We start from the raw sequence: 21,314 nt of genomic DNA on the forward strand, positions 1-21,314 counted from the left end.
ACGACGGAGCGAGTTGCCGAGGGTGTAGCCGAAGCCCGGCTCCAGCGGCTCGATCACGAACCGGGAACGGAACTCGTCGACGACCTCTTCGGTCAACGAGGGACGCTGAGCGATCAGCATGTGTGGATCAGATCCTTCTTTCGTGGACGCCCGCTATTTGACGTCCGACGGAAACCGCACCCGTGGAAAGTGCGGGTACTGCAAGGGTACGGGCGGCACGACCGTATGGAGCCGAACCGCCCGGAGCCCAGAGCCTCAGTGCCTCAGACGCGGCGACGCTTCGGCGGGCGGCAGCCGTTGTGCGGGGTCGGCGTGACGTCCTGGATGGAGCCGACCTCAAGGCCCGTGGCCTGCAGGGAGCGGATCGCGGTCTCGCGACCGGAACCCGGGCCCTTCACGAACACGTCGACCTTGCGCATGCCGTGCTCCTGGGCGCGGCGGGCGGCCGACTCGGCGGCCATCTGCGCGGCGAACGGCGTGGACTTCCGGGAGCCCTTGAAGCCGACGTGGCCGGCGGAGGCCCAGGAGATCACATTGCCGGACGGGTCCGTGATCGAAACGATCGTGTTGTTGAACGTGCTCTTGATGTGCGCGTGGCCGTGAGCGACGTTCTTCTTTTCCTTGCGGCGCACCTTCTTGGCAGCGCCCTGACGTCCCTTGGGGGGCATCCTCTAACTCCTACGGGAGGTGGTCGGTCCTACAGCGAAGACCGTGGACAGGTGTCCGCTGCGGACTACTTCTTGCCCGGCTTCTTCTTGCCGGCGATGGCGCGACGCGGGCCCTTGCGGGTGCGGGCGTTGGTGCTGGTGCGCTGACCGCGGACGGGCAGACCGCGACGGTGACGGAGACCCTGGTAGCAGCCGATCTCCACCTTGCGGCGGATGTCGGCCTGAATCTCACGACGGAGGTCACCCTCGGTCTTGATGTTGTTATCGACGTACTCGCGGATCGCGACCAGCTGCTCCTCGGTCAGGTCGCGAACGCGGGTGTTCGGGTCGACGCCGGTCGCTGCCAGCGTCTCCTGCGAGAGCGTCCGGCCGATGCCGAACACGTAGGTGAGGGCGACCTCCACGCGCTTTTCGCGCGGGATGTCAACACCGGAAACGCGTGCCATTCAATGGCTCCAGTTACTTGTCGGAGGTCTTCCACAGGACCGGATCCCAGCCGCCGTACCAGGTACGAACTGGGTCCCCGGCCTCCGAGCCGGGGGTGTCGGAACCGAACGGCTCCGGGCCCTGCGTATGAACAATTCAGCTTGCGTCGCGCGAAGTCCTGCGTGATGCAGAGGTGCGGTCCTGTGTCAGCCCTGGCGCTGCTTGTGGCGCGGGTTCTCGCAGATGACCATGACCCGGCCGTGACGGCGGATCACCCTGCACTTGTCGCAGATCTTCTTGACGCTCGGCTTGACCTTCATGGGATGTGAGGTTCTCCGGGTCAGTGCCATCGCCCCGGCGGGCCGGGGCGCGGGCAAGATCTACTTGTAGCGGTAGACGATCCGGCCACGCGTCAGGTCGTACGGAGACAGCTCCACCACGACCCGGTCGTCAGGGAGGATGCGGATGTAGTGCATACGCATCTTGCCGCTGATGTGTGCCAGGACCTGGTGGCCGTTCTGGAGCTCGACCTTGAACATGGCGTTCGGAAGAGACTCGACGACAGTGCCCTCGATCTCGATGGCACCTTGCTTCTTGGCCACGCTTCGCCCTTCGAATCGACTACCTTGATCGACTCCCTCGCGTCCCTTGCGGGCACATGCGGACATGCGGATGCACGAGAGCCGACGAGTCAGTCTACGTCAGCGCCCCCGGAAAGACGAATCGGGGAAGTCTGCCCCGCACCGGAGATCGTTAAGCGAGCGGGTCGGGGGCGGCGGTGATGCCGTACTCCGCCAGCTTGGCCCGGCCGCCGTCCGGGGCGGTCAGCACCAGCGGCCCCTGCTCGGTCAGCGCGACGGAGTGCTCCCAGTGGGAGGACCAGGTGCCGTCGGTGGTGATGACCGTCCAGTTGTCCTGGAGCACCTCGGTCTTCGCGGTGCCGAGGGAGACCATCGGCTCGATGGCCAGGCAGAAGCCGGGGACCAGCTTGGGGCCCTTGCCGCGCTTGCGGTCGACGTAGTTCAGCAGGTGCGGGTCCATGTGCATCTCGGTGCCGATGCCATGGCCGCCGTAGTCCTCGATGATCCCGTAGCGGCCGCCGCCGGGCTTGGGCTGGCGGCGGATGTACGTCTCGATGGCCCGGGAGACATCGACGAGCCGGTTGCCCTGCCGCATCGCCGCGATCCCGGCCCACATCGACTCCTCGGTCACCCGGGACAACTCGACCAGTTCCGGGGCGTGACCGGAGCCCACGAAGGCCGTGTAGGCGGCGTCGCCGTGCCAGCCGTCCACGATCGCGCCGCAGTCGATCGAGATGATGTCGCCGTCCTTGAGGACGACCTCGTCGGAGGGGATGCCATGGACGACGACCTCGTTGACCGAGGTGCAGATGGTGGCCGGGAAGCCGCCGTACCCGAGGAAGTTCGGCGTGGCGTTGTGCTCGGCGAGCACCTTGCGCGCCACCTCGTCCAGGTCCTTGGTGCTGGCGCCGGGCACGGCGGCCTCCCGGGTGGCCGCGTGGATCGCGGCGACGACCAGCCCCGCCGCACGCATCCTGGCGATCTGCTCGGGGGTCTTGATCTGCACCATGGGGGGCCTGCGCTCTCCGTCACTCGCGACAAACGGTTACTGCACAACACTACGGCCGCGGCGCCCTGGGGGTCCCCCCGGATCGGGTCCGGGGGAGGGCACCGCGGCCGGAACGGTACGAGGGGGCTACTTGGCGGCCTCGTCCCGCTTGAGCGCTTCCAGCGCCCGGCGGGTGATCTCGTCCACCGGGCCCAGGGCGGAGATCGTCACGACCAGGCCCTGCGCCTTGTAGTAGTCGATGATCGGCTCGGTCTGCGTGTGGTAGACCTCCAGCCGCTTGCGGACGGTGCCCTCCGAGTCGTCGTCACGCTGGTACAGCTCGCCGCCGCAGACGTCGCAGACGCCTTCCTTCTTCGGCGGGCTGTAGGTGACGTGGAAGACGTGCTCCGACTTGTTGCGGCAGGTACGCCGGCCGGCGATCCGCTTGACCACCTCGTCCTCGGGGACTTCGAGGTCGAGTACCGCGTCCAGCGTGACGTTCTCGTTCTCCAGCAGTTCGTCCAGCGCCTCGGCCTGGGAGACGTTCCGCGGGAAGCCGTCGAGCAGGAAGCCGTTCTCGGCGTCCTGCTGCTCCATGCGGTCCTTGGCCATCGCGATGGTGACCTCGTCGGGGACGAGGTTGCCGGCGTCCATGTAGGACTTCGCGAGTTTCCCCAGCTCCGTCTGCTGGCTGATGTTGGCCCGGAACAGGTCGCCCGTGGAGATGTGCGGGATGCGCAGTTCTTCGGAAAGACGCACGGCCTGCGTTCCCTTACCGGCACCCGGCGGCCCGACGAGGACGATTCGCATCAGCGGAGGAACCCTTCGTAATTGCGCTGCTGGAGCTGGCTCTCGATCTGCTTCACCGTTTCGAGACCGACACCCACGATGATCAGGATGCTGGTGCCACCGAAGGGGAAGTTCTGGCTTGCCCCGAAGCCAACCAACGCCATCGTCGGTACGAGAGCGATCAGGCCCAGATACAGCGAACCCGGCCAGGTGATCCGGTTGAGCACGTACGACAGGTACTCAGCGGTCGGTCGGCCAGCCCGGATGCCCGGGATGAAGCCACCATACTTCTTCATGTTGTCGGCGACTTCTTCGGGGTTGAAGGAGATCGCCACGTAGAAGAACGCGAAGAAAACGATCAGCAAGAAGTAGAGGGTGATGTAGATCGGGTGGTCGCCCTTGGTCAGGTTCGCGGTGACCCACTGTTTCCAGCCGGAGTTGCCGCCGGCGAACTGGGCGATCAGGGCCGGGATGTAGAGCAGCGAGGACGCGAAGATGACGGGGATCACACCCGCCTGGTTGACCTTCAGCGGAATGTACGTGGACGTACCGCCGTAGGAGCGACGTCCGATCATGCGCTTCGCGTACTGCACGGGGATGCGGCGCTGGGCCTGCTCGACGAAGACGACGAGCGCGACCATGACCAGGCCGACCGCGATGACGGTGCCGAACTCGATCCAGCCGTCGGCGAGGGTGCCCTGCTTCTTGATCGCCCACAGCGCGGACGGGAAGGTCGCGGCGATCGAGATGAACATCAGGATCGACATGCCGTTGCCGATGCCGCGGTCGGTGACCAGCTCGCCCAGCCACATGACGACGGCCGTACCCGCGGTCATGCAGATGACCATCGTGATGGTGGTGAAGATCGCCTGGTCGGGGACGATGCTCGACGCGACGGTGCAGCCAGAGAACAGGGCGCCGCTGCGGGCGGTGGCCACCAGGCCGGTGCCCTGCAGGATGGCGAGCGCCACCGTCAGGTACCGGGTGTACTGGGTGATCTTGGCCGTGCCGGCCTGGCCCTCCTTCTTGAGGGCTTCCAGGCGCGGGATGACCACGGTCAGCAGCTGCAGGATGATGCTCGCCGTGATGTACGGCATGATGCCGAGGGCGAAGACGGTGATCTGCAGCAGCGCGCCGCCGCTGAACATGTTGACGAGACCGAAGAGGCCCTGGTTGCCGGATGCCTCGTTCACGCACTGCTGGACGGCTTGGTAGTTGACGCCGGGGATCGGGATGTGGGTACCGACCCGGTAGACCACGATGATGCCCAGCGTGAAGAGCAGCTTCTTGCGCAGGTCGGGCGTCTTGAACGCCCGGGCGAACGCGGTGAGCACGGTGCCTCCTGCGACCCCCGCGCAACTGCGTCAAGGGTGACGGTCTTGAGGTTCGACGAATACGTAACGGTCAACTGCCGATCAGAGTGCCCCATGGGAAGCACCCAGTGAAAGTGGGCAGTGCAGGCAACCTTACCGGCGACACCGCCCCCCTTGGAACGACCAACCGGGGATACCCCATTTGTGGAGCATCCCCGGTCGGGTCGTTCAGGTCATCGAGACGTCCGATTGGGTCAGACGAGCTCGGTGACGGTGCCGCCGGCGGCGGTGATCTTCTCCTTGGCGGAGCCGGAGACGGCATCGACCGTCACCTGCAGCGCCACGGAGACCTCACCCTGGCCGAGCACCTTGACGAGGCTGTTCTTGCGAACGGCGCCCTTGGCCACCAGGCCCTCGACCGTGACCTCGCCACCCTCGGGGTAGAGCGCGGCCAGCTTGTCGAGGTTCACGACCTGGTACTCGGTCTTGAACGGGTTCTTGAAGCCCTTCAGCTTCGGGAGGCGCATGTGCAGCGGCATCTGGCCGCCCTCGAAGCGCTCCGGAACCTGGTAGCGGGCCTTGGTGCCCTTGGTACCACGACCGGCCGTCTTACCCTTCGACGCCTCACCACGACCGACACGGGTCTTGGCGGTCTTGGCGCCCGGGGCGGGACGGAGGTTGTGGATCTTGAGCGGGTTCTGCTCCGCCATGATCAGTCGACCTCCTCGACCGTCACGAGGTGGCGGACGGTGTGCACCATGCCGCGGAACTCGGGACGGTCCTCCTTGACGACCACGGTGTTGATCCCCTTGAGACCAAGCGACCGCAGGGTGTCACGGTGGTTCTGCTTGCTGCCGATGTAGGACTTGACCTGCGTGATCTTCAGCTGAGCCATCACGCACCCGCCCCGGCACGCGCACGCAGCAGGGCCGCGGGGGCCACGTCCTCCAGGGGCAGACCGCGGCGGGCCGCGATCTCCTCGGGACGCTGCAGGCCCTTCAGGGCCGCCACGGTCGCGTGCACGATGTTGATCGCGTTGTCGGAGCCGAGCGACTTCGACAGCACGTCGTGGATGCCGGCGCACTCCAGGACGGCACGCACGGGACCACCGGCGATCACACCGGTACCCGGCGAGGCCGGCTTGAGGAGCACGACACCGGCGGCCTTCTCACCCTGGATGGGGTGCGGGATGGTGCCCTGGATCCGGGGGACCTTGAAGAAGTGCTTCTTGGCCTCCTCGACACCCTTGGCGATGGCGGCCGGCACCTCCTTGGCCTTGCCGTATCCGACACCGACGGTGCCGTCACCGTCGCCCACCACGACCAGCGCGGTGAAGCTGAAGCGACGACCACCCTTCACAACCTTGGCGACGCGGTTGATCGCGACGACGCGCTCGACGTACGCGGTCTTCTCGGCGGCAGCAGCGCCGCCGTCACGGCCCTTCCGGTCCCGCCGCTCGCCGCCACCGGCACCGCTTCCGCGGCGCTGGGGTCCAGCCATTGGATTACCTCTCTCTTTCCGCTAGCTACAAGCGGCTCAGAACTTGAGCCCGGCTTCGCGGGCGGCGTCCGCCAGGGCGGCGATGCGCCCGGCGTACTGGTTGCCACCACGGTCGAACACGACGGCCTCGACACCGGCGGCCTTGGCACGCTCGGCGACGAGCGCGCCGACCTGCTTGGCCTGCGCCGACTTGTCGCCCTCGGCACCACGGATCGACGCGTCCAGGGTGGACGCCGACGCCAGGGTGTGGCCCTTGAGGTCGTCGATCACCTGCGCCACGATGTGACGGTTGGAGCGGGTCACGACCAGACGGGGGCGCTCCGCCGTGCCCGAGATCCGCTTGCGGATCCGGATGTGACGGCGCTTGATCGCGGCGCGCTTGTAGGCGTCGCCCTTGAGGATCTTCTGCCCGTATGCCATGGCTTACTTACCCGCCTTTCCGACCTTGCGGCGGATGACTTCGCCCTCGTACTTGACGCCCTTGGCCTTGTACGGGTCCGGCTTGCGCAGCTTGCGGATGTTGGCCGCGACCTCGCCGACCTTCTGCTTGTCGATGCCCTCGACCGAGAAACGGGTCGGGGCCTCCACCTTGAAGGTGATGCCCTCGGGGGCCTCGACCAGGATCGGGTGGCTGTAACCGAGGGCGAACTCAAGGTTCGAGCCCTTGGCGGTCACGCGGTAACCGACGCCGCTGATTTCGAGCTTCTTCACGTAACCCTGGGTCACGCCGGTGATCATGTTCGCCACCAGCGTGCGGGACAGGCCGTGCAGGGCCTTGTTCTGACGCTCGTCGTTCGGGCGGGTCACCTGCAGGGTGCCGTCCTCGCCCTTGGCGACCTCGATCGGCGCCGCGACGGTGTGGGTCAGCGAGCCCTTGGGGCCCTTGACCGAGACCGTACGGCCGTCGATGGTGACGTCCACGCCGGCGGGAACCGCGATGGGGAGCTTGCCGATGCGCGACATAGCTGTTTCCTCCGTTCCCTTCTGCTACCAGACGTAGGCGAGGACTTCCCCACCCACGCCCTTCTTGCCGGCCTGCTTGTCGGTGAGGAGCCCGTGCGACGTGGAGATGATCGCCACGCCCAGGCCGCCGAGCACCTTCGGCAGGTTGGTGGACTTCGCGTACACCCGGAGACCGGGCTTGGAGATCCGCTTGATGCCCGCGATGGAGCGCTCACGGTTGGGGCCGAACTTCAGCTCCAGGACGAGGGACTTGCCGACCTCGGCGTCCTCGACCTTCCAGCCCGTGATGAAGCCCTCCTGCTGGAGGATCTCCGCGATGTGCGACTTGATCTTCGAGTGCGGCATCGCCACGGAGTCGTGGTACGCCGAGTTCGCGTTCCGCAGACGCGTCAGCATGTCTGCGATCGGATCAGTCATGGTCATGAATTGGCCTGTGGCCTTTCTCGCCGGGGTTTCCTATATGCGCCATCCCTCTCCCCGTACTACGAGACGGGACGGGTGCGGCGCGGGGACCTACGGCGTAGTAAGTGATCCAGGGCGGCGAAGGCCCAACCCTCCCAGCCTAAGCCATGGAGGGGGCGGGCCTTCGCCGACCCAGTTGCTTACCGAGAGGTCCAGGAATCCCTAAAAGAGGGATTACCAGGAGCTCTTGGTCACGCCCGGCAGCTCGCCGCGGTGAGCCATCTCACGAAGGCACACGCGGCACAGGCCGAACTTGCGGTAGACGGAGTGCGGACGGCCGCAGCGCTGGCAGCGGGTGTACGCGCGCACACCGAACTTGGGCTTGCGAGCAGCCTTGGCAATCAGAGCCTTCTTCGCCATCTCGCTCACGCCTCCTTGAACGGGAAGCCGAGGTGACGAAGGAGCGCGCGGCCCTCAGCGTCGTTGGTCGCCGTGGTGACCACGGTGATGTCCATACCCCGGACGCGGTCGATCTTGTCCTGGTCGATCTCGTGGAACATGACCTGCTCGGTGAGACCGAAGGTGTAGTTGCCACGGCCGTCGAACTGCTTGGGGGACAGACCGCGGAAGTCGCGGATGCGCGGCAGCGCGAGCGACAGGGTGCGGTCCAGGAACTCCCACATGCGGTCGCCACGGAGCGTGACGTGGGCGCCGATCGGCTGCCCCTCGCGCAGCTTGAACTGCGCGATGGACTTGCGGGCCTTGGTGACGGCCGGCTTCTGACCGGTGATCGTGGTGAGGTCGCGGATGGCGCCCTCGATCAGCTTGGAGTCGCGGGCGGCGTCGCCCACACCCATGTTGACCACGATCTTGACGAGGCCCGGGATCTGCATGACGTTCTCGTACTTGAACTCGTCACGCAGCTTCGGGGCGATCTCGTCGCGGTACTTCGTCTTCAGACGCGGAGTGGTGGTGGTAGCCATCAGATGTCCTCACCCGTCCGCTTGGCAACGCGGATCTTGTTGCCCTCGTCGTCGAAGCGGTAGCCGACACGCGTGACGACCTTCTTGCCGTCCTTCTCCACGACCAGCTGGACGTTGGAGACGTGGATCGGCGCCTCGGTGGTCACGATGCCGCCGGCCTGGGAACCGCGCGCCGTCGGACCGGCCTTGGTGTGCTTCTTGACCCGGTTGACACCCTCGACCAGGACGCGGTCCTCGCGCGGGTAGGCGGCGATGACCTTGCCCTGCTTGCCCTTGTCCTTGCCGGTGATGACCTGTACCAGGTCGCCCTTCTTGATCTTCATGCTTACAGCACCTCCGGCGCGAGCGAGATGATCTTCATGAACTTCTTCTCGCGCAGCTCACGGCCGACCGGGCCGAAGATGCGGGTGCCGCGAGGGTCGCCGTCGTTCTTCAGAATGACGGCGGCGTTCTCGTCGAAGCGGATGTACGAGCCGTCCGGACGGCGGCGCTCCTTGACGGTGCGAACGATGACCGCCTTGACGACGTCACCCTTCTTCACGTTGCCACCGGGGATCGCGTCCTTGACGGTGGCGACGATGACGTCACCGATGCCCGCGTAGCGGCGACCGGAGCCACCGAGCACACGGATGCAAAGGATTTCCTTCGCGCCCGTGTTGTCGGCGACACGCAGCCGCGACTCCTGCTGGATCACGTCTATCTCCTGTTTGTCTGCCGGTTCCCGGCGAGAAGCGCGCGTGGCGCACGCTTCTCGCCGAGCCTGGCGGAACTGACCTGCGAGGCAACTGCCCCGCAGGAATTACTACTTGGCCTTTTCGAGGATCTCGACGATGCGCCAGTGCTTGGTGGCGGACAGCTTCCGGGTCTCCATCAGGAGGACGCGGTCGCCGATGCCGGCAGCGTTCTGCTCGTCGTGCGCCTTGAGCTTGTTCGTACGGCGGATGACCTTGCCGTACAGCGCGTGCTTCACACGGTCCTCGACGGCGACGACGACGGTCTTGTCCATCTTGTCGCTGACGACCAGACCCTCACGGGTCTTGCGGGCGTTGCGCTCGTTCTTTGCAGTCACGTTGTTCTCGCTCATCAGGCGCTCTCCACCGTTTCGATGCCCAGCTCACGCTCGCGCATCAGGGTGTAGATCCGCGCGATGTCCTTGCGGACCGCCTTGAGACGGCCATGGTTCTCAAGCTGACCCGTCGCCGCCTGGAAGCGGAGGTTGAACAGCTCTTCCTTGGCCTCGCGGAGCTTGCCCAGCAGCTCCTCGTTGCCCAGCTCGCGCAGCTCGGACGCCTTGGTACCGGCCGACATCACGCTTCACCTGCCTCGCGCTTGACGATCCGGCACTTCATCGGCAGCTTGTGGGCCGCACGGGTCAGCGCCTCACGGGCGATCTTCTCGTTGGGGTACGACAGCTCGAACATCACGCGTCCGGGCTTGACGTTGGCGACCCACCACTCCGGAGAACCCTTACCGGAACCCATGCGGGTCTCGGCCGGCTTCTTCGTCAGCGGACGGTCCGGGTAGATGTTGATCCAGACCTTGCCGCCACGCTTGATGTGACGGGTCATGGCGATACGAGCCGCCTCGATCTGGCGGTTCGTGACGTACGCCGGGGTCAGCGCCTGGATGCCGTACTCGCCGAACGCAATCTGCGTGCCGCCCTTGGCAGCGCCGCTGCGCTTCGGGTGGTGCTGCTTGCGGTGCTTGACCCTACGGGGGATCAGCATGTCGGTCAGGCCTCCGTTCCGGTGCTCTCAGCCGGAGCAGCTGCGGGGGCCGCCGAGGACTCAGCCTTGGGGGCCTCGGCGCCGGCAGCCTGCTGCGGCTTACGACCGCGCCGCTCGCCACCGCGGCCACCACGGGCCGGGCGGTCGGCACCGCCGCGCGCCGGGCGGTTGCCCGCACGGGCGGCGGCGTTCTCGGCGCGGACCTCGGCGATGTTCTTGACGTCGCCCTTGTAGATCCAGACCTTCACGCCGATGCGGCCGAAGGTCGTCTTGGCCTCGAAGAAGCCGTAGTCCACGTTCGCCCGGAGCGTGTGCAGGGGCACCCGGCCCTCGCGGTAGAACTCCGAGCGGGACATCTCGGCGCCGCCGAGGCGGCCACCGCACTGGATCTTGATGCCCTTGGCGCCCGCCTTCATCGCCGACTGCATGCTCTTGCGCATGGCGCGGCGGAAGGAGACGCGGGAGGACAGCTGCTCGGCGACGGCCTGGGCCACCAGCTGAGCGTCCGTCTCCGGGTTCTTGACCTCAAGGATGTTCAGCTGGACCTGCTTGCCGGTCAGCTTCTCCAGGTCACCGCGGATGCGGTCGGCCTCGGCGCCGCGGCGGCCGATGACGATGCCCGGACGCGCGGTGTGGATGTCGACGCGGACGCGGTCACGGGTGCGCTCGATCTCCACCTTGGAGATACCGGCGCGTTCCATGCCGGACGTCATCATCCGGCGGATGGCGACGTCTTCCTTGACGTAGTCCTTGTAGAGCTTGTCGGCGTACCAGCGCGACTTGAAGTCGGTGGTGACACCGAGCCGGAACCCGTGCGGGTTTACCTTCTGGCCCATTACCGGGTTCCTTCCTTGCTGCTGACGACCACGGTGATGTGGCTGGTCCGCTTGCGGATCCGGTAGGCACGGCCCTGGGCACGCGGACGGAACCGCTTCAGGGTCGGGCCCTCGTCGACGTACGCCTCGGAAATGAAGAGGCTGTCGGCGTCGGTGTGGTCGTAGTTGTGCGCGGCGTTGGCGATGGCGCTGTCGAGCACCTTGCCCACCGGAACCGAGGCTGCCTGCGGAGCGAATCGCAGAACAGCCTGGGCCTCCGTGGCGTCCAAGCCACGGATGAGGTCCACCACACGGCGGGCCTTCATGGGCGTGACGCGGATGTACCGCGCCTGGGCCCTGGCTTCCATGGTTGTCCCTTCAGAGTTACTTACTTGTCTGTTGCGATCCGCGCCTAGCGGCGCTTCGACTTACGGTCGTCCTTGACGTGGCCCCGGAAGGTGCGGGTCGGCGAGAACTCGCCGAGCTTGTGGCCGACCATCGACTCGGTGACGAACACCGGGATGTGGGTCTTGCCGTTGTGCACCGCGATCGTGTGGCCGAGCATGGCCGGGACGATCATCGAGCGGCGGGACCAGGTCTTGATGACGTTCTTGGTGCCGGCTTCGTTCTGCGTGTCCACCTTCTTCATCAGGTGGTCGTCGACGAAGGGCCCCTTCTTCAAGCTACGAGGCATCTCAACCCGTCCTTAGCGCTTCTTGTTCGTCTTGCGGCGGCGGACGATGTACTTGTTCGACGCCTTCTTGGGCGAACGAGTACGGCCTTCCTTCTTGCCCCACGGGGACACGGGGTGACGACCACCGGAGGTCCGGCCCTCACCACCACCGTGCGGGTGGTCGACCGGGTTCATGACCACACCACGGACGGTCGGGCGGACGCCCAGCCACCGCTTACGGCCGGCCTTGCCCCAGTTGATGTTGCTCTGCTCGGCGTTGCCGACCTCGCCGACCGTGGCGCGGCAGCGCTGGTCGACCAGGCGGATCTCACCGGACGGCATGCGCAGGTGGGCCATGGTGCCCTCCTTCGCGAGCAGCTGCACGGAGGCACCGGCCGAGCGGGCGAACTTGGCGCCGCCGCCCGGACGCAGCTCGATGGCGTGCAGCGTGGTACCGACCGGGATGTTGCGCAGGGCGAGGTTGTTGCCCGGCTTGATGTCGGCCCCGGGACCGTTCTCGACGCGGTCGCCCTGCGACAGGCCACGCGGCGCGAGGATGTAGCGCTTCTCGCCGTCCGCGTAGTGCAGCAGCGCGATGCGCGCGGTGCGGTTGGGGTCGTACTCGATGTGCGCGACCTTCGCCGGCACGCCGTCCTTGTCGTGACGACGGAAGTCGATCACGCGGTAGGCGCGCTTGTGGCCGCCGCCCTGGTGGCGGACGGTCACACGACCGGAATTGTTACGGCCGCCCTTGCTGTGCAGGGGACGGACCAGCGACTTCTCCGGCGTGGACCGCGTGACCTCGACGAAGTCGGCGACGCTGGCGCCACGACGGCCAGGAGTCGTCGGCTTGTACTTGCGGATACCCATTGTCTCTCAGTCCTCGGAAGTGATTCCGAAATCTGGACGTTCCGGACCGCCGTCAGGCGGTCGGACCGCCGAAGATGTCGATACGGTCGCCCTCGGCGAGGGTCACGATCGCGCGCTTGGTCGCGGCACGCTGCCCGAAGCCCGTCCGGGTCCGCTTGCGCTTGCCCTGGCGGTTGATCGTGTTGACCCCGGTGACCTTGACCGAGAAGACCGCCTGGACGGCCTCCTTGATCTGGGTCTTGTTGGCACGCGGGTCGACGACGAACGTGTACTTGTTCTCGTCGAGGAGCGCGTAGCTCTTCTCGGACACGACCGGCTTGAGCAGGACGTCACGGGGGTCCGTGTAGGCCTTGCTCGCCGGGGTGACGACGGTGTTCTTGCCCTCGGTGGCGTGGCGCTTCGCCTTGGCGACGCGCGCGGCCTTGGCGGCCTTGGCGGCCTTCGAGGCGATGGAGGGGTGACGCGTAGCCATCAGGCCTCGCTCCCTTCGGTGTCGTTGGCCTTGTTCGGGCCGGCGACGAAGGACTCGAAAGCGGCCTGGGTGAAGACCACGTCGTCCGAGACGAGAACGTCGTACGTGTTCAGCTGGCCCGGCTCCAGGATGTGGACCTGGGGCAGGTTGCGGGCGGACAGCCACGCGGCCTCGTCGGCGCGGTCGACGACCAGGAGCAGGTTCTTGCGCTCGCTGATCTTGCCGAACAGGCTCTTGGCGGCCTTCGTGCTGGGGGTCTCGCCCTCGACCACGCCGGAGACGACGTGGATGCGGTTGTGGCGGGCCCGGTCGGTGAGGGCGTGGCGCAGGGCCGCGGCCTTCATCTTCTTCGGGGTCCGCTGCGAGTAGTCGCGCGGCTGCGGGCCGTGCACGACGCCACCGCCGGCGAACTGCGGCGCGCGGGTCGAGCCCTGGCGGGCGCGGCCGGTGCCCTTCTGGCGGTACGGCTTCTTGCCGCCACCACGGACCTCACCGCGGGTCTTGGTCTTGTGCGTGCCCTGGCGGGCGGCTGCCAGCTGTGCGACGACGACCTGGTGGATCAGCGGAATGCTGACCTTCTCCACGCCGAAGATCTCCGCGGGGAGCTCGACGGAACCGGCCTTCTCGCCCGCCGGCGAAAGGATCTCAACAGTGCTCATCGGTTACCTCAGGCCCCCTTGGCCGCGGTGCGGACCAGGACGAGGCCGCCGTTCGGACCGGGAACCGCGCCCTTGATGAGCAGCAGACCCTTCTCCGCGTCAACGGCGTGGACGGTCAGGTTCTGGGTGGTGACCCGCTCGTTGCCCATGCGGCCCGCCATGCGCAGGCCCTTGAACACACGGCCCGGGGTGGCGCAGCCACCGATGGAGCCGGGAGAGCGGTGCTTGCGCTGGGTGCCGTGCCCGGCGCCGAGGCCACGGAAGTTGTGGCGCTTCATGACACCGGCGAAGCCCTTGCCCTTGCTCTTGCCGGTGACGTCGACCTTGACGCCGGCCTCGAACACCTCGGCGGTGACCTCCTGGCCCAGCGTGTACTCGGAGGCGTCCGACGTGCGGATCTCAACGAGGTGACGACGCGGGGTGACGTCGGCCTTGGCGAAGTGACCCTTGAGGGGCTTGTTCACCTTGCGCGGGTCGATCTCGCCGAAGGCGATCTGGACGGACTCGTAGCCGTCGGCGTCGTTCGTACGCACCTGGGTGACGACGTTGGGGCCGGCCTTGACGACGGTGACCGGAACAACGCGGTTGTTCTCGTCCCACACCTGCGTCATGCCGAGCTTCTCGCCCAGGATGCCCTTGATCTGCTTGGTCATCTCTCAGATCACCGCGCCTCAGAGCTTGATCTCGATGTCGACACCGGCCGGGAGGTCGAGTCGCATCAGAGAGTCAACGGTCTTGGGGGTCGGGTCGAGGATGTCGATCAGGCGCTTGTGCGTGCGCATCTCGAAGTGCTCGCGCGAGTCCTTGTACTTGTGCGGCGACTTGATGACGCAGTACACGTTCTTCTCAGTGGGCAGCGGCACCGGGCCCGCGACCGACGCACCCGTGCGGGTCACCGTCTCGACGATCTTCTTCGCCGAGGAGTCGATGACCTCGTGGTCGTAGGCCTTGAGCCGAATGCGGATCTTCTGTCCCGCCATGGCTACTCAGTAGTCCTGTCTCTTCTCACGCTCTGGAACCCGGTGTTCCCTTCGTGCTCTTCACCTTCTCCGACCCACGCGGTCGGGCGTGTCGCGCTCCCGCTGACACAGATGTCCCTTGTTCGAACATCCCTCCGGGGAATGCGCACGGCCCTTCCGGAACCGCAGACCGGGGACGGAAGGCCCACCGGGTGCCTGGCCGGTGCCGCGCCGACGCTTCCCGGAAGATTCCCGTACGTCCAACCCACACGGGGTTGACGAGTACTGTGGGACTCGCTTCCGGTCCTCCCGGCGGGAGGCGCGCAGCATCAACACTCGGCCGAGCAACTCGGACAGTCTGCCACAGGGGGTGGCGGGCTGGCCAATCGAGCCGGAGAGAATACCCCCAAGGTGACGGAGATCAAACCGTGTCCCGTCATGCCCCCGGTCCCGTCTCCCCCGTGATTTTCACAAGCGCCTCCTCCGTGGTGTGGTCCGGGAGCCGGACGGAGTCCATGCCGGCGTGGAGCGAGCCGTCCTCCGCCACCGCGAGGTACTGGTTGCGGCGGTCCATCGTGCCGACGGGGTACAGGTCGGCGCCCGCCTGCTCGGCGAGGTCGTCGATGATCCCCGCGTCCCACATCGCCGCCGGCAACTCCGGGCCCGACGGCGTCCGCCCCGTCGCGGGGTAGGGGACGCCGACGTATCCGAACTCCACGAGGAACCGGCGCGCGGCCTCGTGCGCGGCCATGGCGCATTTACGAACGGCGTCCGCGCAGAGAGCGCCAGACATCCCCGATCGCCTCAGTGGAACGCAGCCACCAGCCTTCCAGCTTGTCTCGCACCGTCACCAACACCCACCGGCGCTTGAACCACGGCGGCAGCTTTCGAAACGGTACATACGTCAACGCGTCCCTGATGGGGTGCTCGGCGACCCCGCCAGGACCCTCGTCCCTCAGCGCCGTGAACAGTTCGGGCGTCAAGTCCCCGTTGAGCCGCGCCGCATGTCCCGCCGCGGTGAACGCATATCCCCGTTGATCGCGGTCCGCAAGCCGCATCGCCCTGACGATCCGCGGCGACGCCTCCTCCAACGAACACTGAAACGCCAACCCGATCACAGCCGTACCCAGGTGGTGCTCGCCGCGCTCGAACGCGGCATCCCACTCCTCGGGGTCGTCGAGGCGCAGCAGCCCCTCGCCGTTCTCCCAGTCCCACCCTGACGCCATAACCGACTTCCCCGCTTCACCCGTTGCACTTGGGCGGGAGCACCCGCTGCTTCTTGATGTTGTCGATCATGCCTGCCTTCTTCAGCTTGGTCAGGTCGCCCTGCGTGACGCTCTTCGACGGATACGAGGACTGCACATGGCCGTGGTAGAGCTCCTTGACGATATTGCCGTCCTTGTCCGTGATCGCGCGGTGCCGGTCCAGCACCACGATCTCGTTGTTCACATGATCCACTCCGAGGCGCCTGGTGACGTTCGGGTTGTTCGGGTCCAAGTCGATGGACCGGTCAAGCGCCGCCTGCCCGTTGGTGGGCGCACGACTGACTTCGCCCTTGGCCGACGAGCCGCTGGCCGAACCGTGCTTGCTGTACTCCGAGTCGTCATAAACGCGGACTGGCTGAGTGCTGTCTCCCTCCAGACCGAGCGGGTCGGTCCAGCGGAAGGGGTTGTCGACGTATGCGTGCGGGTTCGGGCCGGGGACCAGACCGAGTGGATCGGGGGTGAGGAAGCTCGCCGTGTCCGGGTCGTAGTAGCGCGCCAGGTTGTAGTGCAGGCCCGTCTCGGCGTCGCGGTACTGGCCCGGGAAGGCCAGCGGGCACAGGTCGCCGTCGTCGGCGGCGAGGGGGCGGCCCCACAAGCTCGTCGCGGACCGCCAGGCGATCGTGCCGTCCTCACTGACGAGTTCGCTGGGCGTGCCGACCAGGTCGGTGACGATGGCGTAGAACTGCCTGTCGATCGTCTCCGGGTCGTCGGCTCGCCAACGCGTCCGTACCTGGGCCGCCGCACGGTGGGTGCCCGGCTCCCAGTCCCAGGTGTCAGTCTCCACCCGGTCGTCGCGGACTGTCTGCTGCTCCGCGAGGTTGGCACCGTCCCAGGTGAAGAGGGTCTCGTCCGTGGTCGAACCGTCCTCGTGCACACGCCACTTGGCGATGCGCCGGCCCAGCACGTCGTAGCCGTACCGCCACACCCCACGGTCGGGCGTCACCCCCTCCGTGAGTCGGTCGTCGGCGTCCCAGGCGTACCTCCAGATCCGCCGCAGCACAGGCGAACTTATCGGCAACGGATGGACGAGAGAAGCAGTGCGCGCAGAGCCCGACGCCCGCCGGCGTCGACACACACCACTCGGTCCAGCCCCTCACCAACGACTCCCGCCGGCCGCGCCACGCGGCGATCCCGGTGAGGTAGAGCGCACCCTCCCCGGCGACACCGAGGCAGCCGCCGCCCGCGCTCGCCCCGCCGCAGCGGGTTCTCCGGGACGGTCAGGCCACCCGCCCGCCCGCAGCGGCGGGGCGGGCGAGCGTCGTGGTGGACGGGTCAGATGACGCCCTGGGCCAGCATCGCGTCGGCGACCCTCTCGAAGCCGGCGATGTTCGCGCCGGTCACGTAGTCGCCTGGGACACCGTAGCGTTCGGCGGTCTCATGACACGTGGTGTGGATGTCCCGCATGATGCGGGCCAGTTCCTCCTCGACACGGGCGGCCGTCCACGCGGTGCGCGACGCGTTCTGCGCCATCTCCAGGGCGCTGACCGCGACCCCGCCCGCGTTCGCCGCCTTGCCTGGGCCGAAGGCCACCCCCGCGCGCTGAAGCAGGTGCACGGCCTCCGGTGTCGTCGGCATGTTCGCGCCCTCCGACACCACCTTCACACCGTTGCGTACGAGGGTGGCCGCGTCGTGCTCGTCCAGCTCGTTCTGCGTCGCCGACGGCAGCGCGACATCGGCCGGGACCTCCCAGACCCGTCCGCCGGGCACAAACCGCGCGGACGCGCCCCGGCGCTCGGCGTAGGTACTGATCCGGCCGCGTTCTACCTCCTTGACCTGCTTGAGCAGATCCAGGTCGACGCCCTTGTCGTCGACCACGTATCCGCTGGAGTCCGAGCAGGTCAGCGGGTTCGCGCCGAGGGCGAGGAGCTTTTCTATGGTGTAGATCGCGACGTTTCCCGAGCCGGAGACGACCGCCGACAGGCCCTGAAGGTCCTCGCCGCGCTCGCGCAGCATCTCCGCCGCGAACAGCACGTTCCCGTACCCGGTCGCCTCCGGCCGGATCAGGGACCCGCCCCAGTGCGGGCCCTTGCCGGTGAGTACGCCGGACTCCCAGCGGTTGGTGATCCGCCGGTACTGGCCGAACAGGTAACCGATCTCACGGGTGCCCACGCCGATGTCACCCGCCGGAACGTCGGTGTGCTCACCGATGTGCCGGTGCAACTCCGTCATGAACGACTGGCAGAACCGCATGACCTCCGTGTCGCTGCGCCCGTGCGGGTCGAAGTCGCTGCCGCCCTTGCCGCCGCCGATACCCAGCCCGGTGAGCGCGTTCTTGAAGACCTGCTCGAAACCGAGGAACTTCACGATGCCGAGATTCACCGTCGGGTGGAAGCGCAGGCCACCCTTGTACGGGCCGAGCGCGCTGTTGAACTCGACGCGGAAGCCCCGATTGACGTGGACCCGGCCGTGATCGTCCTGCCACGGCACCCGGAAGATGATCTGCCGCTCCGGCTCGCACAGCCGCTCGACGAGCCCTGGCTCCGCGTACTCCGGACGGGCCGCGAGCACCGGCGCAAGCGTCTCCAGTACCTCTCGGACGGCCTGGTGGAACTCGGATTGGGCCGGGTTGCGGTGTTCGATCTCGGCCCGCAGGAGGTCGAGTGCGGACAGCGTGGACAGTGCGGTCGGCGAAGTCGGAGAAATTCTCGCTTCGGATCGGGTCGTCACGTGGTTCCCTTCGGGGCACGGCTGCTACCGGTACGCACCGGTGGTGAGCGCTCGGCGCCGTTGCCGCGCGCAGGACTGGGACCGCCCCGGAGTGAACGACCAGGGGCGGCCTGCACCTCAGTGTTACCTCTGTGTAAACCCGGAGGCCAGTCTCCCTGCGGCGGCTGTCCGCACTCTGAGACCCGCGCCGCCGCGGCTCAGTCCGCGAAGCGGAACGTCGAGGTGATCGCGTCGAAGATGTCGAAGAACGAGTCGGCCAGGTCGAGGACCTGACTGCTGCCGGCGACGAGGGCCACCTTGCCCTCCTGCCCGGGGACCGGGATGTACGTCTGCATCAGCACGGCCCGTACGGTGCGGTTGAGGCTGTCGCCCGGGACGGGGATGTCCTCGATGCCGTGGGTGCGGGCGGCCGGGCCGACCCCGGGTATGTCGACGGTCGTCACCTTGCGCCAGGAGTCGCCGGGCTTCCTCGCTTCCTTGACGGCGAGTTGGGAGGCGATCGTGGCGGGGTCGTTGGGCAGGGGCGCGCCCTCGCTGGTACGTCCGCCGACGAGGGAGACGGTGACCGAGCCGGTGATCGGGGTGTCACCGCCGAAGCTCTCCGCCATGCAGCCGCAGTACAGCGCGCCGGACTTCCAGGCGTCGGCCGCGGCCTTCTGCAGGAAGCCGGTGTACGTGTCGCGGTACGGGGCCAACTCCGGGTGCTGCTCGACCCGTTCGTTCACCATGCGCCGGATCGAGTCGTCACGCGACTCGGGGCGTACGTCGAACTCCCACCACGACTCCGGCACCTTTATGCGGAAGCCGCCGCGCTCGATGGTGAGCGCCTCCATGTAGCGGGCCATGGCTGTCGTGTCCCCGTTTCGTCGATCGCTTGTCCAGGCAGCATGCTGTTGTACGGTGCGGCTCAGCCTACGAGAACGGGGGACGGACGTATGGGCAAGGGCAAGAGCGATCTCTCGCTGCCGCTGACCGAGTTGGAGGACTACGGCCGGCGTCTGCGCTCGATCAAGACCCGCCTGAACCACACCAAGAAGCTCTTCGAGAGCTACCGGGACGACATCGGCGACGGCAAGGTCAACGACGCCCTCGACGACTTCGAGTCGAACTGGGAGGACGGGCGCGAGGACATCACACAGCAACTGGACGCCCTCGCCGACATGTCCGACACGGTGGTACGCGAGTTCAAGAAGCTCGACGACGAACTGGCAAAAAAGGTCAACGAAGCGGTGAAAACACAGGACGCCCGCCCCCCAAACCAACGAAAACCGCAGTAACGGCACTCCGCTTCACGTGCCCCGACGTGCCCCGAGCCGCCCGCGCCGAATGCCGAGAGGCCCGTACGACCGGAGTCGTACGGGCCTCTCAGAGACCTGCCGGGTCAGACCGAGATCACTTGTTGATCTTGGTGACCTGGCCGGCGCCCACCGTCCGGCCACCCTCACGGATGGCGAACTTCAGGCCCTCTTCCATGGCGATGGGCTGGATGAGCTCCACCTTCATCTCGGTGTTGTCACCCGGCATGACCATCTCGGTGCCCTCGGGGAGGGTCACGACGCCGGTCACGTCCGTCGTACGGAAGTAGAACTGCGGACGGTAGTTGTTGAAGAACGGCGTGTGGCGGCCACCCTCGTCCTTGGAGAGGATGTAGGCCTGCGCCTCGAACTCGGTGTGCGGGGTGACCGAGCCCGGCTTGATGATGACCTGGCCGCGCTCGACGTCCTCGCGCTTGATGCCGCGGAGGAGCAGACCGACGTTCTCACCGGCCTGACCCTCGTCGAGCAGCTTGCGGAACATCTCGATGCCGGTGACCGTGGTGGTGGTCTTCTCGGTCTTGATGCCGATGATGTCGACGGTCTCGTTGACCTTGAGGACACCACGCTCGATACGGCCGGTGACGACCGTACCGCGACCGGTGATGGTGAAGACGTCCTCGATCGGCATCAGGAACGGCTTGTCGATGTCGCGCTCCGGCTCCGGGATCGCGCTGTCGACGGCGTCCATCAGGTCCAGGACCGACTGGCCCCACTCCTTGTCGCCCTCAAGGGCCTTGAGCGCCGAGACCTTGACGACCGGAACGTCGTCGCCCGGGAACTCGTACTCGGAGAGGAGCTCACGGACCTCAAGCTCGACGAGCTCAAGGATCTCCTCGTCGTCCACCATGTCGGCCTTGTTCAGGGCGACGACGATGTACGGAACGCCGACCTGGCGGGCCAGGAGCACATGCTCCTTGGTCTGCGGCATCGGGCCGTCGGTGGCGGCGACCACCAGGATGGCGCCGTCCATCTGCGCGGCACCGGTGATCATGTTCTTGATGTAGTCCGCGTGACCCGGGCAGTCGACGTGGGCGTAGTGGCGCGCCTCCGTCTGGTACTCGACGTGCGCGATGGAGATGGTGATACCGCGCTGACGCTCCTCAGGAGCCTTGTCGATCTGGTCGAAGGCCGAGGCCTCGTTCAGGTCCGGGTACTTGTCGTGCAGCACCTTGGTAATGGCGGCCGTGAGGGTCGTCTTACCGTGGTCGATGTGACCGATGGTGCCGATGTTGACGTGCGGCTTAGTCCGCTCGAACTTCGCCTTCGCCACTGGGGTCC

35 protein-coding genes and 1 pseudogene are annotated in these 21,314 nt (G+C 67.0%); 1 reads left to right on the forward strand and 35 read right to left on the reverse strand.

Annotated features, from left to right (window positions below):
- The 34 genes and pseudogenes from ACIRFL_RS17445 to ACIRFL_RS17610 all read right to left on the reverse strand — a co-directional run.
- A pseudogene (locus tag ACIRFL_RS17445) lies at nt 1-120 on the reverse strand (DNA-directed RNA polymerase subunit alpha); the annotation flags it as partial.
- Nucleotides 121-263: 143 nt separating this feature from the next.
- Entirely contained in the window at nt 264-668 is a 405-nt protein-coding gene (gene rpsK / locus ACIRFL_RS17450; protein ID WP_003956432.1) for a 30S ribosomal protein S11, read from the reverse strand.
- 65 nt (nt 669-733) lie between these two features.
- Nucleotides 734-1,114 (reverse strand): 30S ribosomal protein S13, encoded by a 381-nt coding sequence (gene rpsM / locus ACIRFL_RS17455; protein WP_116148529.1) that lies wholly within the window; start codon nt 1,112-1,114, stop codon nt 734-736.
- Nucleotides 1,115-1,300: 186 nt separating this feature from the next.
- Nucleotides 1,301-1,414: a 50S ribosomal protein L36 gene (gene rpmJ / locus ACIRFL_RS17460; RefSeq protein WP_003998809.1), complete on the reverse strand. Its 114-nt coding sequence runs from the start codon at nt 1,412-1,414 to the stop codon at nt 1,301-1,303.
- Nucleotides 1,415-1,474: 60 nt separating this feature from the next.
- A complete protein-coding gene (gene infA, locus ACIRFL_RS17465; protein WP_003948620.1) occupies nt 1,475-1,696 on the reverse strand; it encodes a translation initiation factor IF-1 in 222 nt (73 codons plus the stop codon).
- A 151-nt stretch (nt 1,697-1,847) separates the two neighbouring features.
- Nucleotides 1,848-2,684 carry a type I methionyl aminopeptidase gene (map, locus tag ACIRFL_RS17470; RefSeq protein WP_404029249.1) on the reverse strand — a complete coding sequence of 279 codons (837 nt, stop codon included), beginning with the start codon at nt 2,682-2,684 and terminating at the stop codon, nt 1,848-1,850.
- 126 nt (nt 2,685-2,810) lie between these two features.
- On the reverse strand, nt 2,811-3,473 hold the full coding sequence (locus ACIRFL_RS17475; RefSeq protein WP_404029251.1) for an adenylate kinase: 663 nt from the start codon (nt 3,471-3,473) through the stop codon (nt 2,811-2,813).
- Complete coding sequence (gene secY, locus ACIRFL_RS17480) at nt 3,473-4,786, reverse strand: preprotein translocase subunit SecY (protein ID WP_404029253.1); 1,314 nt, start codon at nt 4,784-4,786, stop codon at nt 3,473-3,475. Before secY ends, ACIRFL_RS17475 begins: the two co-directional genes overlap by 1 nt.
- Before the next feature lie 233 nt (nt 4,787-5,019).
- Nucleotides 5,020-5,475: a 50S ribosomal protein L15 gene (gene rplO, locus ACIRFL_RS17485; protein ID WP_030745257.1), complete on the reverse strand. Its 456-nt coding sequence runs from the start codon at nt 5,473-5,475 to the stop codon at nt 5,020-5,022.
- 2 nt (nt 5,476-5,477) lie between these two features.
- Entirely contained in the window at nt 5,478-5,660 is a 183-nt protein-coding gene (gene rpmD, locus ACIRFL_RS17490; RefSeq protein WP_003998814.1) for a 50S ribosomal protein L30, read from the reverse strand.
- On the reverse strand, nt 5,660-6,265 hold the full coding sequence (gene rpsE / locus ACIRFL_RS17495) for a 30S ribosomal protein S5 (protein WP_324936594.1): 606 nt from the start codon (nt 6,263-6,265) through the stop codon (nt 5,660-5,662). The genes rpmD and rpsE overlap by 1 nt, the downstream gene beginning before the upstream one ends.
- A gap of 36 nt (nt 6,266-6,301) precedes the next feature.
- On the reverse strand, nt 6,302-6,685 hold the full coding sequence (gene rplR, locus ACIRFL_RS17500) for a 50S ribosomal protein L18 (RefSeq protein ID WP_189994126.1): 384 nt from the start codon (nt 6,683-6,685) through the stop codon (nt 6,302-6,304).
- A 3-nt stretch (nt 6,686-6,688) separates the two neighbouring features.
- Nucleotides 6,689-7,228, reverse strand: coding sequence for a 50S ribosomal protein L6 (gene rplF, locus ACIRFL_RS17505; RefSeq protein WP_388702755.1), 540 nt, complete (start codon nt 7,226-7,228; stop codon nt 6,689-6,691).
- A 24-nt stretch (nt 7,229-7,252) separates the two neighbouring features.
- On the reverse strand, nt 7,253-7,651 hold the full coding sequence (gene rpsH / locus ACIRFL_RS17510) for a 30S ribosomal protein S8 (protein WP_351354146.1): 399 nt from the start codon (nt 7,649-7,651) through the stop codon (nt 7,253-7,255).
- A 213-nt stretch (nt 7,652-7,864) separates the two neighbouring features.
- Nucleotides 7,865-8,050 (reverse strand): type Z 30S ribosomal protein S14, encoded by a 186-nt coding sequence (locus ACIRFL_RS17515; RefSeq protein WP_003956452.1) that lies wholly within the window; start codon nt 8,048-8,050, stop codon nt 7,865-7,867.
- A gap of 5 nt (nt 8,051-8,055) precedes the next feature.
- Nucleotides 8,056-8,613 carry a 50S ribosomal protein L5 gene (gene rplE, locus ACIRFL_RS17520; protein WP_388702751.1) on the reverse strand — a complete coding sequence of 186 codons (558 nt, stop codon included), beginning with the start codon at nt 8,611-8,613 and terminating at the stop codon, nt 8,056-8,058.
- Nucleotides 8,613-8,936: a 50S ribosomal protein L24 gene (gene rplX / locus ACIRFL_RS17525; protein WP_073940530.1), complete on the reverse strand. Its 324-nt coding sequence runs from the start codon at nt 8,934-8,936 to the stop codon at nt 8,613-8,615. The genes rplE and rplX overlap by 1 nt, the downstream gene beginning before the upstream one ends.
- 2 nt (nt 8,937-8,938) lie before the next feature.
- On the reverse strand, nt 8,939-9,307 hold the full coding sequence (gene rplN / locus ACIRFL_RS17530) for a 50S ribosomal protein L14 (RefSeq protein ID WP_003998823.1): 369 nt from the start codon (nt 9,305-9,307) through the stop codon (nt 8,939-8,941).
- Between the two features lie 108 nt (nt 9,308-9,415).
- A complete protein-coding gene (rpsQ, locus tag ACIRFL_RS17535; protein WP_404029257.1) occupies nt 9,416-9,697 on the reverse strand; it encodes a 30S ribosomal protein S17 in 282 nt (93 codons plus the stop codon).
- Nucleotides 9,697-9,921, reverse strand: coding sequence for a 50S ribosomal protein L29 (gene rpmC / locus ACIRFL_RS17540; RefSeq protein WP_030174543.1), 225 nt, complete (start codon nt 9,919-9,921; stop codon nt 9,697-9,699). Before rpmC ends, rpsQ begins: the two co-directional genes overlap by 1 nt.
- Entirely contained in the window at nt 9,921-10,340 is a 420-nt protein-coding gene (gene rplP, locus ACIRFL_RS17545; protein ID WP_404029259.1) for a 50S ribosomal protein L16, read from the reverse strand. Before rplP ends, rpmC begins: the two co-directional genes overlap by 1 nt.
- A 5-nt stretch (nt 10,341-10,345) precedes the next feature.
- Nucleotides 10,346-11,176, reverse strand: a complete 831-nt coding sequence (gene rpsC / locus ACIRFL_RS17550) for a 30S ribosomal protein S3 (RefSeq protein WP_351735974.1) — start codon at nt 11,174-11,176, stop codon at nt 10,346-10,348.
- Entirely contained in the window at nt 11,176-11,523 is a 348-nt protein-coding gene (rplV, locus tag ACIRFL_RS17555) for a 50S ribosomal protein L22 (RefSeq protein WP_037680403.1), read from the reverse strand. Before rplV ends, rpsC begins: the two co-directional genes overlap by 1 nt.
- A gap of 44 nt (nt 11,524-11,567) precedes the next feature.
- Entirely contained in the window at nt 11,568-11,849 is a 282-nt protein-coding gene (rpsS, locus tag ACIRFL_RS17560) for a 30S ribosomal protein S19 (RefSeq protein ID WP_392053705.1), read from the reverse strand.
- Nucleotides 11,850-11,861: 12 nt separating this feature from the next.
- Nucleotides 11,862-12,698 carry a 50S ribosomal protein L2 gene (gene rplB / locus ACIRFL_RS17565; RefSeq protein ID WP_404029262.1) on the reverse strand — a complete coding sequence of 279 codons (837 nt, stop codon included), beginning with the start codon at nt 12,696-12,698 and terminating at the stop codon, nt 11,862-11,864.
- Between the two features lie 52 nt (nt 12,699-12,750).
- Complete coding sequence (rplW, locus tag ACIRFL_RS17570) at nt 12,751-13,170, reverse strand: 50S ribosomal protein L23 (protein ID WP_351735969.1); 420 nt, start codon at nt 13,168-13,170, stop codon at nt 12,751-12,753.
- Nucleotides 13,170-13,829 carry a 50S ribosomal protein L4 gene (rplD, locus tag ACIRFL_RS17575; RefSeq protein WP_404029264.1) on the reverse strand — a complete coding sequence of 220 codons (660 nt, stop codon included), beginning with the start codon at nt 13,827-13,829 and terminating at the stop codon, nt 13,170-13,172. Before rplD ends, rplW begins: the two co-directional genes overlap by 1 nt.
- A gap of 8 nt (nt 13,830-13,837) precedes the next feature.
- On the reverse strand, nt 13,838-14,482 hold the full coding sequence (rplC, locus tag ACIRFL_RS17580; protein WP_351735965.1) for a 50S ribosomal protein L3: 645 nt from the start codon (nt 14,480-14,482) through the stop codon (nt 13,838-13,840).
- Between the two features lie 18 nt (nt 14,483-14,500).
- The gene (gene rpsJ, locus ACIRFL_RS17585; protein WP_003948644.1) at nt 14,501-14,809 is read right to left on the reverse strand and encodes a 30S ribosomal protein S10; all 309 of its coding nucleotides are present in this window, start codon (nt 14,807-14,809) and stop codon (nt 14,501-14,503) included.
- A gap of 415 nt (nt 14,810-15,224) precedes the next feature.
- Nucleotides 15,225-15,539, reverse strand: a complete 315-nt coding sequence (locus ACIRFL_RS17590) for an SUKH-3 domain-containing protein (RefSeq protein ID WP_404029266.1) — start codon at nt 15,537-15,539, stop codon at nt 15,225-15,227.
- 7 nt (nt 15,540-15,546) lie between these two features.
- Complete coding sequence (locus ACIRFL_RS17595) at nt 15,547-16,014, reverse strand: hypothetical protein (protein WP_404029268.1); 468 nt, start codon at nt 16,012-16,014, stop codon at nt 15,547-15,549.
- Between the two features lie 16 nt (nt 16,015-16,030).
- Nucleotides 16,031-17,128 carry an RHS repeat-associated core domain-containing protein gene (locus ACIRFL_RS17600; RefSeq protein WP_404029270.1) on the reverse strand — a complete coding sequence of 366 codons (1,098 nt, stop codon included), beginning with the start codon at nt 17,126-17,128 and terminating at the stop codon, nt 16,031-16,033.
- Nucleotides 17,129-17,325: 197 nt separating this feature from the next.
- Nucleotides 17,326-18,672, reverse strand: a complete 1,347-nt coding sequence (gdhA, locus tag ACIRFL_RS17605; protein WP_404029469.1) for an NADP-specific glutamate dehydrogenase — start codon at nt 18,670-18,672, stop codon at nt 17,326-17,328.
- A 245-nt stretch (nt 18,673-18,917) separates the two neighbouring features.
- Nucleotides 18,918-19,565, reverse strand: a complete 648-nt coding sequence (locus ACIRFL_RS17610) for a hypothetical protein (protein ID WP_404029272.1) — start codon at nt 19,563-19,565, stop codon at nt 18,918-18,920.
- Nucleotides 19,566-19,655: 90 nt separating this feature from the next.
- Between ACIRFL_RS17610 and ACIRFL_RS17615 the strand changes: the two genes are divergently transcribed.
- Entirely contained in the window at nt 19,656-19,997 is a 342-nt protein-coding gene (locus ACIRFL_RS17615) for a hypothetical protein (protein ID WP_404029274.1), read from the forward strand.
- Nucleotides 19,998-20,112: 115 nt separating this feature from the next.
- Here ACIRFL_RS17615 and tuf read toward each other — a convergent pair whose 3' ends face one another.
- Nucleotides 20,113-21,306: an elongation factor Tu gene (tuf, locus tag ACIRFL_RS17620; protein WP_351735953.1), complete on the reverse strand. Its 1,194-nt coding sequence runs from the start codon at nt 21,304-21,306 to the stop codon at nt 20,113-20,115.
- Nucleotides 21,307-21,314 lie beyond the last annotated feature (8 nt).

The sequence above is a fragment of the Streptomyces sp. NPDC102462 genome (assembly GCF_044765425.1).
Classification (GTDB): Bacteria; Actinomycetota; Actinomycetes; order Streptomycetales; family Streptomycetaceae; genus Streptomyces.

Bases quoted from the DNA above. Each gene is read 5' to 3' on its own strand.
- rpsK (WP_003956432.1), bottom strand. From the start codon at position 668: ATGCCCCCCAAGGGACGTCAGGGCGCTGCCAAGAAGGTGCGCCGCAAG.
- rpsM (WP_116148529.1), bottom strand. From the start codon at position 1,114: ATGGCACGCGTTTCCGGTGTTGACATCCCGCGCGAAAAGCGCGTGGAG.
- rpmJ (WP_003998809.1), bottom strand. From the start codon at position 1,414: ATGAAGGTCAAGCCGAGCGTCAAGAAGATCTGCGACAAGTGCAGGGTG.
- map (WP_404029249.1), bottom strand. From the start codon at position 2,684: ATGGTGCAGATCAAGACCCCCGAGCAGATCGCCAGGATGCGTGCGGCG.
- ACIRFL_RS17475 (WP_404029251.1), bottom strand. From the start codon at position 3,473: ATGCGAATCGTCCTCGTCGGGCCGCCGGGTGCCGGTAAGGGAACGCAG.
- rplO (WP_030745257.1), bottom strand. From the start codon at position 5,475: ATGGCGGAGCAGAACCCGCTCAAGATCCACAACCTCCGTCCCGCCCCG.
- rpmD (WP_003998814.1), bottom strand. From the start codon at position 5,660: ATGGCTCAGCTGAAGATCACGCAGGTCAAGTCCTACATCGGCAGCAAG.
- rpsE (WP_324936594.1), bottom strand. From the start codon at position 6,265: ATGGCTGGACCCCAGCGCCGCGGAAGCGGTGCCGGTGGCGGCGAGCGG.
- rplR (WP_189994126.1), bottom strand. From the start codon at position 6,685: ATGGCATACGGGCAGAAGATCCTCAAGGGCGACGCCTACAAGCGCGCC.
- rplF (WP_388702755.1), bottom strand. From the start codon at position 7,228: ATGTCGCGCATCGGCAAGCTCCCCATCGCGGTTCCCGCCGGCGTGGAC.
- rpsH (WP_351354146.1), bottom strand. From the start codon at position 7,651: ATGACCATGACTGATCCGATCGCAGACATGCTGACGCGTCTGCGGAAC.
- ACIRFL_RS17515 (WP_003956452.1), bottom strand. From the start codon at position 8,050: ATGGCGAAGAAGGCTCTGATTGCCAAGGCTGCTCGCAAGCCCAAGTTC.
- rplE (WP_388702751.1), bottom strand. From the start codon at position 8,613: ATGGCTACCACCACCACTCCGCGTCTGAAGACGAAGTACCGCGACGAG.
- rplX (WP_073940530.1), bottom strand. From the start codon at position 8,936: ATGAAGATCAAGAAGGGCGACCTGGTACAGGTCATCACCGGCAAGGAC.
- rpsQ (WP_404029257.1), bottom strand. From the start codon at position 9,697: ATGAGCGAGAACAACGTGACTGCAAAGAACGAGCGCAACGCCCGCAAG.
- rpmC (WP_030174543.1), bottom strand. From the start codon at position 9,921: ATGTCGGCCGGTACCAAGGCGTCCGAGCTGCGCGAGCTGGGCAACGAG.
- rplP (WP_404029259.1), bottom strand. From the start codon at position 10,340: ATGCTGATCCCCCGTAGGGTCAAGCACCGCAAGCAGCACCACCCGAAG.
- rpsC (WP_351735974.1), bottom strand. From the start codon at position 11,176: ATGGGCCAGAAGGTAAACCCGCACGGGTTCCGGCTCGGTGTCACCACC.
- rplV (WP_037680403.1), bottom strand. From the start codon at position 11,523: ATGGAAGCCAGGGCCCAGGCGCGGTACATCCGCGTCACGCCCATGAAG.
- rpsS (WP_392053705.1), bottom strand. From the start codon at position 11,849: ATGCCTCGTAGCTTGAAGAAGGGGCCCTTCGTCGACGACCACCTGATG.
- rplB (WP_404029262.1), bottom strand. From the start codon at position 12,698: ATGGGTATCCGCAAGTACAAGCCGACGACTCCTGGCCGTCGTGGCGCC.
- rplW (WP_351735969.1), bottom strand. From the start codon at position 13,170: ATGGCTACGCGTCACCCCTCCATCGCCTCGAAGGCCGCCAAGGCCGCC.
- rplD (WP_404029264.1), bottom strand. From the start codon at position 13,829: ATGAGCACTGTTGAGATCCTTTCGCCGGCGGGCGAGAAGGCCGGTTCC.
- rplC (WP_351735965.1), bottom strand. From the start codon at position 14,482: ATGACCAAGCAGATCAAGGGCATCCTGGGCGAGAAGCTCGGCATGACG.
- rpsJ (WP_003948644.1), bottom strand. From the start codon at position 14,809: ATGGCGGGACAGAAGATCCGCATTCGGCTCAAGGCCTACGACCACGAG.
- ACIRFL_RS17590 (WP_404029266.1), bottom strand. From the start codon at position 15,539: ATGGCCGCGCACGAGGCCGCGCGCCGGTTCCTCGTGGAGTTCGGATAC.
- ACIRFL_RS17595 (WP_404029268.1), bottom strand. From the start codon at position 16,014: ATGGCGTCAGGGTGGGACTGGGAGAACGGCGAGGGGCTGCTGCGCCTC.
- ACIRFL_RS17610 (WP_404029272.1), bottom strand. From the start codon at position 19,565: ATGGCCCGCTACATGGAGGCGCTCACCATCGAGCGCGGCGGCTTCCGC.
- ACIRFL_RS17615 (WP_404029274.1), top strand. From the start codon at position 19,656: ATGGGCAAGGGCAAGAGCGATCTCTCGCTGCCGCTGACCGAGTTGGAG.